The following is a 12,762-nucleotide window of genomic DNA, read 5'->3' as shown; positions in this document are numbered from 1 at the left end:
AATCCTTAGCTGTCGTACGGGAGAAGGAAGAAGGTGGTGGTGAAGCGGTTCAGGCCTGCGGCCAGCTGATCCACTCGACGGGGACCGGGTCGTCGAGACGGCGCAGGTCCCGTGGGGCGAGCACGCGTTCCGCGCCGAGGGCACGGGCGGTCGCCCTGGCCACGTCGATCGCGCCCGCGGGCCGGAAGTGGGTGTTGTCCTGCTTGCCGTCCGGGTAGTTCGGGGACTCCCCCGGCTCCAGCCAGTTGAAGTAGGGCTCGGTCCCGTCCGGGCCGAGTTCCTGCCAGCGGGCGAGGGAGAGCGCCTGGAGGTCGAGCAGCGGCACGCCCTCCTCGGCGGCCAGGGCGCGCATGGCGGCGGGATATTCGCCGTGGGTGGGCCGGGCGGTGCCGTCGGCGGCGAACCGGCGTCGCTCCACCGGGGTCAGCAGCACGGGCTCCGCGCGGCGGGCCCGCGCGCCCTTCACGTACTGGCGCAGGTACTCCTGGTACGTGGTGTACGGGTCGGTGCCGCGGGCCGGGTCCTCCGTCTTCTCGTCGTTGTGCCCGAACTGGATGAGGACGAGATCGCCGGGCAGGACGCCTTCCAGGAGGGCGGTCAGACGGCCCTCGTCGATGAAGCTCTTGGAACTGCGGCCGTTCATCGCGTGGTTGGCGACGGTGAGTCCACGGCCGAGGAAGAAGGGGAGGGCCATGCCCCACCCGGTCTCGGGTGCGGCGTCGGCGTACTTCTGGGCGGCCGTGGAGTCGCCCGCGATGTGGAGCGTCCTGGACCGTGGCCTGCCCCCGCCGCCGTGTGCGAGCGCGGGGGTGGCGGTGAGTGCGAGCGGCAGCGCGAGGAGCGCGGCTGCCGTCCGCCTGCGGGTGAGTGACACAGCGGGACTGCCTCTCTCGTACGACTGACTCGTACGACGTACCTGACGTGCTCGACGTACCTGACGTACCTGACGTGCAAGGCCTGACGTACAAGGGGAGAGGGACCGGCGGCGGGGCGCGACCCGGACCGCCGCCGGTCCCCGGTCATCGGGTACCGGCCGTGGCGAGACGGTCGGATCAGTGGCCCAGGTCCTTCCACTCCTTCTGGGCGGTGTTCAGCTCCTCGGCGATCTTGTCCAGGAACTGCTTGGCCGTGACCTTGCCGAGCAGCAGCTTCTGGAACTCCGGCTCGTTGTCCGCCTTGCTGATGTTGTTCCAGTCGGGCAGGTAGTACGGCAGCTGGACGATCTTGGTGGAGCCGTCGGTGAGCGCCTTGGCGGCGAGCGCCGTCGGCTCGGTCTTGGAGATCCAGGGGTCCTTGGCCGCGTCGGTGTTGGCCGGGATGGCACCCGCGGCCTCGTTCCACTTGCTGTTCGACTCGTGCGAGGCGGCGAACTCGATGAACTTCCAGGCCGCCGTCTTGTTGTCGCTCGCCCGGAACAGGCCGAGTCCGTCGACCGGGTTGGAGACCTGGACCCGGGTGCCGCCCGCGCCGATCGGTGCGGGGATGCCGGCGAACTTGTCCGCCCCCAGTGCCTTCAGGTGGTCCTGGTAGGAGCCGAGGTTGTGGCTGAGCATGCCGATGGTGCCGGTGTCCCACTGGGCGACCATCTTGGTGAAGTCGTTGTTGACGTCGGCGGAGGGCGTCGTCTTCTTGAAGAGGGCGGCGTACTTCTCCAGCGCGGCGACGTTCTTGGGGTCGTTGAGCGTCGTCTTGTCGCCGGCCCAGAAGTCCGTGATGCCGGACTGGCCGTAGACCGCGTCCAGGGCCTGCGCGATGGAGCCGGCGCCGCCGCGGATGGTGTAGCCGAACTTGTTGTTCTTCGCGTCGGTGAGCTTGTCGGCCGCCGTGTAGAAGTTGTCCCAGGTGGTGGGCGCCTCGAGGTTCGCCGCCTTGAACAGGTCGGTGCGGTACCAGAGCGCACCGTTGTTCGCGGAGGTCGGCACGCTGTACAGGTCGTCGCCCCGGCCTCCCGCGGTCTTGACGCTGTCGACCATGCCCTCGACCAGCTTGCCGTTCAGCGACGACTCCTTGATCCGGTCGGTGACCGGCACAAGGGCTTCCTGCGACACGATGTTGGCGAGGTACGCGGTTCCGACGCCGCCGACGTCGGGCAGGCCTCCGCCCGCGATCGCCGTGTCGTACTTGGACTGGACGTCGGCGATCGGGATCGGGACGTACTTGACCTTGATGTCCGGGTACTTCTTCTCGAAGTCCTTGATGATCTCGGTCCAGATGGCGGTGCGCGGGCCACCGTTGTTGTCCCAGAAGGTGATCTCGCCCTTGCCGCTGCCTTCGTTGCCGGTTCCACTGCCGTCGTCACCGCACGCGGTGGCCGTCAGGGCGAGTGCCGCCGTGAGGGACATCGCGGCCATGGCGCGCCCCCGCTGCGTCTTGGAGATGGTCATCGTCGGCTCTTCTCTCTCGGTTCTGTCGGTGAAATCGCTGGTGTCGCAGGTGCTGTGCGTTACGTCAGTGGGGGGCGGCCGTGGGGGTGGTCTGTGGTGTGTGCGGTCAGCCGCTGGTACGGAATGCGGTGAAGGCAGCCGTTCCGGCGGGGCCGGTCCCGGCCGGTGCGGTGGCGAAGAGGCCGAGCAGGGCGCCCACCCAGCGCCAGGGTGTGGCGGCGAAGACCTGGCCCGAGGGCCGGAATCCGTCACCGGTGTCGGCGAAGAAGCGGCAGCGGGCCCCCGTGCTGACCTCGATGCTGAGCCTGACCCGTCCCTCGGGGGCCGCGCGGGAGTGTTCGGCGTCCCGCTCGTGTTCGGCAACGGACTCGGCGTAGCGGTGGACGAGCCGGGCCGTCCCGTCCTCCCCGGCCTCCAGCCCGATCCAGCTGAACGCGTCGCCCAGGACCGCGAGTCCGGCGTTGGCACCGGGTTCCCGGCTGTTCAGCGCGAGGTCGACCTCGACTCTGAACTCCTCGGCAGGCAGCCGCTGGACCAGGACGTTGGACAGGGCCCGCAGATCGTGCGCGTACGCGGTCCGTACGCAGCTGAGCCGCAGCCCGTCCCCGGCGTGCTCGACCGTCCAGCCGGGCCGGGGGCTCGCCGTCCACTGCCACTGCCTGCCGTACCGCCCGCCGGGGAAGCCGTCGCTGGAGGCCGGTGCCTCCACGGGCTGTTCGGGCGCGTTCGGCTTGGTGTGCACGGCGACGGGTTCTCCCTCGTGGCCGATGACCGGCCAGCCGTCGCCGTCGGCGGGCCAGCTCATGGGCTGGAGGTGGACCACCCGCCCGTAGGCCCCGCGGGACTGGAAGTGCAGGAACCAGTGGGAGGAGGGACCGCCTTCCGCGGTCTGCACCCAGGCGCCCTGGTGCGGCCCGTTGACGTCGGTTCCGCCCTGGGCCAGGACGACCTTCTCCTCGTACGGGCCGAAGAACTCCCGCGACCGGAAGGCACCCTGCCAGCCCGTCTCCACCCCGCCGGCCGGGGCGAAGATCCAGAAGTACCCGTCGTGGCGGTAGAGCTTGGGCCCTTCCAGGGTGAACCAGCCGGGGATCGTGTCGGCGTCGACGAGGGTCTTGCCTTCGTCGAGCAGTTCGCGTCCGTCGGGGCTCATCCGGTGGCCGGTGAGCCGGTTCTTGATGCCGGAGCGGGACTTGGCCCAGGCGTGCACGAGGTAGGCCTCGCCGGTCTCCTCGTCCCACAGGGGGCAGGCGTCGATCAGTCCTTTGCCGGCCTTGACGAGGTGCGGGGCGCTCCACGGGCCGCGGATGTCCTCGGCGTTGATCTGCTGGATCCCGTGGTCGGGGTCGCCCCAGAAGATCCAGAAGCGTCCGGCGTGGTGCCGCAGCGAGGGGGCCCACACCCCGCAGTCGTGGCGGGGAACCGCGAAGTCGGCGGCCGGTTCGAGGCGTTCGAGCGCATGGCCGATGAGTGACCAGTTGACGAGGTCGCGCGAGTGCAGCAGGGGCAGTCCGGGGACCCGGCCGAAGCTGGACGCGGTGAGGTAGTAGTCGTCGCCGACCCGTACGACGTCCGGGTCGGACCAGTCGGAGTTCAGGACGGGGTTGCGGTACGTACCGTTGCCGAGGTCCGCGGTCCAGGCTCTGCTCATGCGGTCGCCACCTTGCGGACGTAGCCGGCGGCGGTCTCCCGGTCGAGCGTGCCGTCGGCTATGACGGTGACCACCCGGCGTACGACGGTGGCGCCGGCCGCGACGGGGAGCCGCCGGTCAGCGGCGAGGGAGGATCCGACGCCCGGGTACTCGGTGGTCCGTACGAACCACGGGTCGCGCCGGGTCTCGTCGGTCGCCCCGGCGAAGACGAGGGTCCAGCCGTCGCCGGTCAGCGCCAGCCAGTCGGCGGCCCTGCCGTGCACCGCCTCCTCGCCGTCGAGGGTGCCGCTGAACACACCGGGCGCGGTGGGTTCCTTGGGGGCGCGCCAGAAGAAGCCGCCGTATCCGGCGCCGGGCCGGCCGTTGGTGGCGGGGCTGCCGATGGAGAGGTCCGTGCTGCCGCGGTTGGTCAGCGAGAAGGAGAAGTCCAGCGCCCAGGCGGTGTCGGTGAGTTCATGGACGGCGACCGTGCGGTGCTCGCGCAGCAGCTCGGTGCCGTCGGCCTCCCAGCTGAGCTCCTCCACGAAGCCGTCCGGGTCGCGGAGCTTCCAGCCGAGGTGGCGCTGGACCCCGTGGTTGTCGAGCTCGGTGGGGCCCTGGTCGCGGACGAAGGTGCGCCCGCCCCAGAAGTTGTGCCCGGCCACGTCGGGGACGGCGACGGAGGCGCCCAGGTGGTGGATGTGGTCGGCGGGGCGTTCCTCGGTGACGGGGGTGCCCGCCAGGGTGGTGACGGGGTGGAGGTAGGGGCGGCTGTCCGTCCCGGGCCGGTAGCTGTAGCGGCCTACGGGGCGTCCGGCGCAGCTGAGGAGTGCGGTGGTCACGGTGTGCTCACCTCGCTGGGTTGCGCCCAGGGGGCGCCTAGTTCGGAGAAGAGGGTGAGGGTGTCGGCCCCCGCGGCGACCATGGCGTCGATGCCGCGCACGATGCGCCGCACCCCGCCACCGGTCTCGGCGGGCCGGGTGACCCAGGCGCCGGCGGGCAGCGCGGTGGGTTCGGGGGCGGTGCGCACGGCCTCGACGACCCGCATGAACGCGCCGGTGCGGTGGGGCGGTACGAGCAGGTCGGTGCCCCGCACCAGGTGGTCGACGAGGTTCTCCAGGAGGTCGGTCCGCCCGTGCACGGCTTCCTCGGGACCGTGTCCCGCGCGCTGGACGAGGACCCGGTCCTGCTTGTACCAGAAGGTGATGCGCCCCCGGTCGCCGTGGACGATCACGTAGGGCTCCCCGGCCTCTTCGGCGCAGAGGGTGACCGCGGCGGTGACCGGCAGCCCGTCGGTGGTGGTGACGCGGACGCAGCTGGTGTCGTCCGCCTCGATGTCGTGGGCCCGGAACAGCTCGGTCTCGATGGACGCCACGTCCTCGGCGGTGCCCCGGTCGGCGAGTTCGAGCGCCGTGGCGAGGGCGTGTGCCAGCGGGTTGGTGAGCACACCGTCGACCACGTCCGTGCCGCCCAGGGTGCGGCGGCCGGCCCAGGGCGCCCGCCGGAAGTAGGCGTCGTCGCGGACCCAGGCACCGGCGGCGCCGATGCCGCGTACGTTCCCGATGGCTCCGGAGCGTACGAGTTCCTTGATGGCGGGCACGGCGTGCGAGCCGAAGGACTGGAAGCCGACCTGGCAGGCGATGCCGGCTTCCCGTACACCGTCGGCCATGCGGGCGTAGTCGGCCCAGGTCGCGGCGGGCGGCTTCTCCAGGAGGAGGTGGACGCCGCGGGCCGCCGCCGTCAGGGCCAGCGCGGTGTGGGTCGGGATGGGGGTGCAGATGATGGCGGCGCGGGCCCCGGTGGAGTCGAGGAGCGCACCGAAGTCGGCGGACTGCTCGGGCATCTCTCCGGCGAACGCGTCGAGTTCGCCGTCGGTCAGCGGGTTCAGTTCGCAGATCCCGGCCAGCCTGACGAGGCCCTGGTGCTGGAGGCGGCGGATGTTGGCGAGGTGCCAGCGGCCGTGGCCCCGGGCGCCGGCCAGGACGATGGTCAGCGGTGTCGTGGTCATCCGGCCCTCCCCGCTCCGGCCTCGCGGGCGACGTCGGCGGCGGCGCGTTCGGCGCTGTCGACCGGGCCGTGCAGGGTGGGTGTCCAGCCGGTGTCGGTGGCGAGATCGGTCTCGCTGCCGGAGTTGTAGGCGTTGTAGATGGAGACCAGGTCGACGGGGAAGCCGTTGAACACGGTGCCGCGCTGGGTGAGGGCACTGCCGTTCCAGCTCTTCAGCAGGTCGGCGACCTCTACGTGGCCGGGGCTCTCGAAGGAGTTGTTCTCGGCGACGATCCGGGACTCGGTCGAGACGCCGAGGGAGTAGCGGTAGTCGCCCTCCCCGGGGATGACGTAGCGGTTGTTGTAGAGGTGGACCTGGCCGAAGCGGACGCGGGGCGCGCGCTGCACGACGGAGTGGAACTCGTTGTGGTGCAGGGTGACGCGGAGCTTGCCGCGGTCGGTGGTGACGCCGTCGCCGTTGCCGATGAGGATCGCCTTGTCGTGGTCGGCGAACCGGCTCCAGGAGACGGTGACGAGGTCGGCGCCGTTGGTGATGTCGAGGAGCCCGTCGTGGCGCAGGAAGTTGCGTCCGAAGTAGGTCGGTTCGCGGTCGTCCGGGTGGCCCTTGTCGCTCGCGGTGACGTGGTCGACCCAGACGTGGGTGGCGCCGCGCAGCCACAGGGTGTCGTACGCGGTCTTCCAGTCGCCGAGTCCGCCGGTGTTGGGCTGCCAGGCCGGGAAGCAGTCGTAGGCGTCGCGGAGTTCGAGGTTGCGGACGATGACGTTGTCGGCGTCCTTGACCTGGAGGCTCGCGCCCTTGAGTACGCCGCTGCGGCCCACGCCGACGAGCGTGGTGTTGGAGCCGATGAGCAGCTCCACGCGTTCGGCCTGGCGGGCGGCGGACGCCTTGCGGGCGTCCTCCTGCGGCCCCGCGGGCTTGGCGCCGCCCCAGGTACGGGGGTCGTAGGCGGCGAGGTACGCGTCGAGGGCGTAGCCGTCGGTGGCGTAGTCGGCGCAGTCCAGCCGCCGTCCCCGGTCGTCGGTGTTCGCGTCGATGGTCCCGGCGACACGGATGATCTTGGGTACGGAGCTGCCGCCGTCCAGCGCGGCGACGAGCTGGGCCCTGGTGCGCACGGTGAAGACGTGGGCGTCGTCGGCGGCCGAGCCACCGGTGGTCCCGGTACCTTCGGCGGCCCAGCCGTCGTCGGCGGCGAGGACCTCCCGGCCGAGGTCGCGGTCCGCGGCGGGCGGCTGCGCCGCCGGTGCCGGGGTGGCGGCCTCGGCGCCCGGCTGGAGGGCCAGGCTGCCGAGGAGCAGGGCGAGCGCGGCGGCGGCGCGGCGCGCGGCGCGGGGGCGGAGGTGTGGGGTCATGTCCGTCAGCCCTTCACTGCGCCGGCGCTGAAGCCGGTGATCAGCCACTTCTGGATGAAGGCGAAGACGATCACCACGGGCACCGCGGCGATGACACCGCCCGCGGCCAGCGCCCCCAGGTCGACGCTGTCGGCGCCGATCAGGGTGTTCAGGCCGACCGGGATCGTCTGCTTGTCCTGCTCGCTGAGGAACATCAGGGCGAACAGGAAGTGGTTCCAGCTGTGGACGAAGGCGAAGGAGCCGACGGCGATCAGTCCGGGTCGCAGCAGCGGCAGGACGACCGCGCAGAAGGCCCTGAAGCGCGAGCAGCCGTCCACCCAGGCGGCCTCCTCCAGGGAGACCGGCACGTTCTTGATGAAGCCGCTGATCAGGATGATCGACAGGGGCAGCTGGAAGACGGTCTCCGCGATGACGACGCTCCCGAGGGAGTTGATCATCTGGAGGTTCTTGAAGATCTCGAAGAGCGGTACGAGCATCAGCGCGCCCGGGATGAACTGCGAGCAGAGCAGCGCCAGCATGAACGCGCTCTTGATCTTGAAGTTGAACCGGGCCAGGGCATAGCCGCCGGCGAGCGCGACCAGGGTCGTGGCGAACAGCGTGCAGACGCCGACGATCATGCTGTTCTGGAAGAAGAGCGCGAAGCTCCGCTCGTTCCAGACCTTGGAGAAGTGCTCTCCCGTCATCGGCCAGGGCACCAGCGAGGTGGAGCCGGCGGGCCGTACGGCGAACAGGAACATCCAGTAGAACGGGATGAGCGTGAAGAGCAGGTAGATGCCGAGCGGCACGTAGATCTGCCAGCGCGGTACGTCGTCGAAGGCACGCTCGCGCTTGGGTCGGCGGGTCGAGGAGGGCGGCGGGGCGCTGTGTCGCACAGACCGTCCCGGTGCGCTGTTCTTCTCTGCGAGTGCGGCAGTCACTTGTGGTCGCCTCCGAACTTGCTCAGGCGCAGATAGACGATCGAGCAGAAGAGGAGGATCACGAAGGCGACGGTGGTGAGCGCCGAGGCGTAGCCGAAGTCGTGGCCCTCGATACCGGTATTGGCCACATAGAGCGGCAGGGTGGTGGTTTCGCCGGCCGGTCCGCCGCCGGTGAGGGTGTAGAGGAGGTCGACGTTGTTGAACTCCCAGACACCGCGCAGCAGCGTGGCGAGGATGATCGCGTCCCGCAGGTGCGGGAGGGTGATGTGGAAGAACTGCCGCAGCCTGCCCGCGCCGTCGACCGATGCCGCCTCGTACAGCTCCTTCGAGACGGACTGCAGGTCGGCGAGGATGAGGATGGCGAAGAAGGGGACACCGCGCCAGAGTTCGGAGATGGTCGCCGCCCAGAAGACGGTCCCGGTGTCGGAGAGCACCGAGGTGCCGTACTCGCCGATTCCGGCGTCCGCGAGATAGCGGCTGAAGCCGGTCGAGGAGTTGTAGAGCAGGATCCAGATGGTGCTGGTCAGCACCCCGGAGACGGCCCAGGGCGAGAAGACCATGGCGCGCGAGATGCCGCGGCCGATGAAGCTCTGGTTGACGATCAGCGCGAGTGCGAGACCGAGTGCGAGCTGCAACGTGACCTGGGTGAAGACCCATTGGGCGCTGAAGCCGAGCGTCGGCCAGAACTGCTCGTCCTCGGTGAAGATGCGGGTGAAGTTGTCGAAACCGGCGAAGCCGTTCCGCCACGGCTTGGTGACGTTGTAGTTCTGCAGGCTGTAGTAGAAGACGCTGATCACCGGATAGGCGATGAAGCCCAGCATCAGCAGGCCCGCGGGCGCTATCAGCAGATACGGCAGGCGGCGGGGGCTCGCCGAGCGGCGCCGGGGCACCTTGGGCGGCGGTGTGGCCACGGCTGCGGATTGGGCCATGACACGTCTCCGATCTCTGGGAAGTGCTGGATGTGCCGTGCGGTGGTGCTTGTGCTGTGCGGTGGTGCGTGTGCCGTGCAAGCGCTTACCGCATGTCGTTCGGTGTACCGAACGGATCGGTGCGCGGAATTCTCTTCGCCCGGTTTCAGCCCGCGTACGGGTCGGGCACGTCTCCCTGCCTGGCCAGGAACGCGAAGTCGCATCCGGTGTCGGCCTGGGTGATCTGGTCCTGGTAGAGCGCCCCGTAGCCGCGCCCGTACCGTGCGGGCGGCGGTGTCCACCGGGCCCTGCGCAGCTCCAGCTCATCGTCGGGAACATCGAGGTGGAGCAGCCGCGCCTCGACGTCCAGGGTGATCAGGTCACCGGTGCGCACCAGGGCGAGCGGCCCGCCGACGAACGACTCGGGCGCGATGTGCAGCACGCACGCCCCGTAACTGGTGCCGCTCATCCGGGCGTCGGAGATCCGCACCATGTCCCGTACACCCTGCTTCAGCAGGTAGTCCGGGATCGGCAGCATGCCGTACTCGGGCATGCCTGGACCGCCCTTGGGCCCGGCGTTGCGCAGCACCAGCACATGGTCCGGAGTGAGGGCCAGGGCCGGGTCGTTGATGGTGCGCTGCATCTCCTTGTAGTCGTCGAAGACGACCGCGGGACCGGTGTGGCGCAGCAGGTGGGGCTCGGCGGCGATGTGCTTGATGACCGCGCCGTCGGGGCAGAGGTTGCCGCGCAGCACCGCCACGCCGCCCTCCTCGACCAGGGGGTTGTCCCGCTCCCGGATGACGTCGGAGTTGTGCACCAGCGCCCCGTCGAGCTGTTCGCGCAGCGTGGTGTGCGAGACGGTGGGACGGTCCAGATGCAGTACGTCGGTGAGCCGGGCCAGGAATCCGGGCAGTCCGCCGGCGAAGTGGAAGTCCTCCATCAGGTACTTGCCGCCGGGCCGGAGGTTGGCGAGGACCGGGACGGTGCGGGCGATGCGGTCGAAGTCGTCCAGGGTGAGCTTCACCCCGGACCGGCCCGCCATCGCGGTGAGGTGGATGACGGCGTTGGTGGAGCCGCCGAGCGCGAGAACGGTGGCGACGGCGTCCTCGTACGCGTCGGCGGTGAGGATCTTCGACAACGTGAGCTGCTGCCAGACCAGTTCGACGATCCTGAGCCCGGACTGCGCCGCCATCCGGTCGTGACCGGAGTCGACGGCCGGGATGGACGAGGCGCCCGGAACCGTGACGCCCAGCGCCTCGGCGGCGGCCGTCAGGGTCGACGCGGTGCCCATCGTCATGCAGTGGCCGGGCGAACGGGCGAGCCCGTTCTCCAGCTCGGCCATTTCGCAGTCACCGATGAGCCCGGCCCGCTTGTCGTCCCAGTACTTCCACATGTCCGTACCCGAGCCGAGCACTTCGTTGCGCCAGTGGCCCGGCAGCATCGGCCCGGCGGGCACGAACACGGTCGGCAGGTCGACGGAGGCCGCGCCCATGAGGAGCGCGGGCGTCGACTTGTCGCAGCCGCCCAGCAGCACGGCGCCGTCGACGGGGTAGGAGCGCAGCAGCTCCTCCGTCTCCATCGCGAGCATGTTGCGGTAGAGCATCGGAGTCGGCTTCTGGAAGGTCTCCGAGAGTGTGGAGACCGGGAACTCGAGCGGGAAGCCGCCCGCCTGCCAGACGCCCCGCTTGACGGCCTGCGCGCGGTCGCGCAGGTGGACGTGGCAGGGGTTGATGTCGGACCAGGTGTTGAGGATCGCGATGACCGGCTTGCCCAGGTGCTCCTCGGGGAGGTAGCCGAGCTGGCGGGTGCGGGCGCGGTGGCTGAACGAACGGAGCCCGTCCGTTCCGTACCACTGGTGGCTGCGCAGCTCCTCGGGAGTGATGCGCGTGCCCTCGGTACCTGTCATATGGACCACCCCGCCACCAGGTCGGCGACCTCGGCGCGCTGCGCCTCGGGCAGGACCCTGCTCGGTGCGCGGACGTCGCGGCGGCAGAGCCCGAGCGCGGCCAGGGCCTCCTTGACGACGGTCACGTTGTTGGCGGACTGCCGGTCGGCGCGCAGGTCCTCGAAGCGGCGGATCTGCTCCCAGACCTTCATCGCCGCCGCGTAGTCGCCCGCCCTCAGTGCCCCCAGCATGGCCAGCGAGACACCGGGGGCGACATTGACGAGGCCGGAGGTGAATCCGGTGGCGCCGGTGGCGAAGTAGGAGGGTGCGTACAGCTCGGCGAGTCCCGCGACCCAGACGAAGCGTTCCAGGCCGGCGTCCCGGGCGAAGGCGCCGAAGCGTGCGGCGTCCGGGACGGCGTACTTCACGCCGATGACGTTGGGGCAGCTGTCCGCGAGTTCGGCGAGGCGGTCGCCGGCGAGGAGCGGATTGCGGATGTACGGGACGACTCCGAGCTCCGGAACGGCCTCGGCGATGGCCCGGTGGTAGTCGATCCAGCCTTCCTGCGAGATGTAGGGGTGCACGGGCTGGTGCACCATCACCATCTCGGCGCCGGAGTCCCTGGCGTGCTCGGCGGCGGCCACGGCGGTCGGTACGTCGTGTCCGACGCCCACGAGGACGGTGGCACGGCCGCCCGCCTCGTCGATGGTGAGCTCGGTGACGGCGCGCCGCTCGTCGGGGGTCAGCGCGTAGAACTCCCCGGTGTTGCCGTTCGGGGTGACGATGCGGACGCCACCGTCGAGGAGCCGTCGCAGCAGGGCGCGGTGCGCCGTCGTGTCGATGCTCCCGTCCTCGGCGAACGGGGTCACCGGGATCGCCACAACGTCTGCGAGGGCCGCCTTCAGCGGGGTGAGGTCCATGCGGACTGGCCTTTCGTCGAGGTGCTGGTGGTTGAGCTCCAGCTGGTTGTTCACGCCGCGTCACCCCCGTCTTCGTCGTCGGGGAAGGCGCGGCGCACGAACGACGCGATGTGGTCGTGCAGAGCCCCGGCCGCCGCCGCCGCGTCGTCCGCGAGGGCGAGCCGCAGGATCTCCCGGTGTTCGGCCGCCTCCCGCTCCCACGAGGGGATGGCCGTCCAAGCGACGGTCGACACGAGGGCGGCCTGGTCACGGATCTCGTCGAGCATCCGGGAGAGCAGCGGGTTGCCGCAGGGCAGGTAGAGCGCGCGGTGGAAGTCCCGGTTCGCGAGCGACCTGTCGGCCTTGTCGACCGCCGAGTCGGAGCGCTCCAGGGCCTCCTGTGCCGCGTCGAGCGAGGCCTTGCGGGTGATGGAGCGGCGCAGCGCCTCGGGCTCCAGGAGCAGGCGCACGTCGTACACCTCCCGCGCCATGGTCGCGTCGACGAGTCGCACGGTGGCGCCCTTGTACTGGCTCATGACGACGAGCCCCGTACCGGCGAGCGTCTTCAGCGCCTCACGTACAGGAGTCTTCGACACCCCGAACTGCGCGGCGAGCTCCGTCTCGACGAGCGCCTGCCCCGGTCTCAGCTGCGCTGTCAGGATGGCGTGCTTGATCGCCTCCAGCACGTACTGGGTCCGGGAGGGGATCGGGGTGGGCGCAAAGGTCATGGGTGAAGGGCTCTCGCATCTCGCGTATCGCGTCTCATATATGACGTACGAAGT

General features: G+C 70.3%; 11 protein-coding genes. All 11 read right to left on the bottom strand.

The window, feature by feature from the left end:
- Nucleotides 1–49: 49 nt before the first annotated feature.
- Nucleotides 50–874, bottom strand: coding sequence for a rhamnogalacturonan acetylesterase (locus OG257_RS29185; protein WP_329212333.1), 825 nt, complete (start codon nt 872–874; stop codon nt 50–52).
- 178 nt (nt 875–1,052) lie between these two features.
- A complete protein-coding gene (locus OG257_RS29180) occupies nt 1,053–2,384 on the bottom strand; it encodes an ABC transporter substrate-binding protein (RefSeq protein WP_329212332.1) in 1,332 nt (443 codons plus the stop codon).
- A gap of 106 nt (nt 2,385–2,490) precedes the next feature.
- Entirely contained in the window at nt 2,491–4,035 is a 1,545-nt protein-coding gene (locus OG257_RS29175) for a glycoside hydrolase family 43 protein (RefSeq protein WP_329212330.1), read from the bottom strand.
- Nucleotides 4,032–4,856, bottom strand: a complete 825-nt coding sequence (locus OG257_RS29170) for a PmoA family protein (protein WP_329212328.1) — start codon at nt 4,854–4,856, stop codon at nt 4,032–4,034. The genes OG257_RS29175 and OG257_RS29170 overlap by 4 nt, the downstream gene beginning before the upstream one ends.
- On the bottom strand, nt 4,853–6,022 hold the full coding sequence (locus OG257_RS29165; RefSeq protein ID WP_329212326.1) for a Gfo/Idh/MocA family protein: 1,170 nt from the start codon (nt 6,020–6,022) through the stop codon (nt 4,853–4,855). The genes OG257_RS29170 and OG257_RS29165 overlap by 4 nt, the downstream gene beginning before the upstream one ends.
- Nucleotides 6,019–7,371, bottom strand: coding sequence for a pectate lyase family protein (locus tag OG257_RS29160; RefSeq protein WP_329212324.1), 1,353 nt, complete (start codon nt 7,369–7,371; stop codon nt 6,019–6,021). The genes OG257_RS29165 and OG257_RS29160 overlap by 4 nt, the downstream gene beginning before the upstream one ends.
- Before the next feature lie 5 nt (nt 7,372–7,376).
- The gene (locus OG257_RS29155) at nt 7,377–8,288 is read right to left on the bottom strand and encodes a carbohydrate ABC transporter permease (protein WP_329212322.1); all 912 of its coding nucleotides are present in this window, start codon (nt 8,286–8,288) and stop codon (nt 7,377–7,379) included.
- Complete coding sequence (locus OG257_RS29150) at nt 8,285–9,217, bottom strand: carbohydrate ABC transporter permease (RefSeq protein WP_329212320.1); 933 nt, start codon at nt 9,215–9,217, stop codon at nt 8,285–8,287. Before OG257_RS29150 ends, OG257_RS29155 begins: the two co-directional genes overlap by 4 nt.
- A 145-nt stretch (nt 9,218–9,362) precedes the next feature.
- Nucleotides 9,363–11,102, bottom strand: coding sequence for an L-arabinonate dehydratase (araD, locus tag OG257_RS29145; protein ID WP_329212318.1), 1,740 nt, complete (start codon nt 11,100–11,102; stop codon nt 9,363–9,365).
- Nucleotides 11,099–12,001 (bottom strand): dihydrodipicolinate synthase family protein, encoded by a 903-nt coding sequence (locus OG257_RS29140; RefSeq protein ID WP_329215403.1) that lies wholly within the window; start codon nt 11,999–12,001, stop codon nt 11,099–11,101. The genes araD and OG257_RS29140 overlap by 4 nt, the downstream gene beginning before the upstream one ends.
- Before the next feature lie 50 nt (nt 12,002–12,051).
- Nucleotides 12,052–12,708, bottom strand: a complete 657-nt coding sequence (locus tag OG257_RS29135) for a GntR family transcriptional regulator (protein ID WP_329212316.1) — start codon at nt 12,706–12,708, stop codon at nt 12,052–12,054.
- Nucleotides 12,709–12,762 lie beyond the last annotated feature (54 nt).

The sequence above is a fragment of the Streptomyces sp. NBC_00683 genome, from assembly GCF_036226745.1.
In the GTDB taxonomy this organism is placed as follows: domain Bacteria; phylum Actinomycetota; class Actinomycetes; order Streptomycetales; family Streptomycetaceae; genus Streptomyces.
This window is presented reverse-complemented; position numbering and strand designations above follow the sequence as displayed.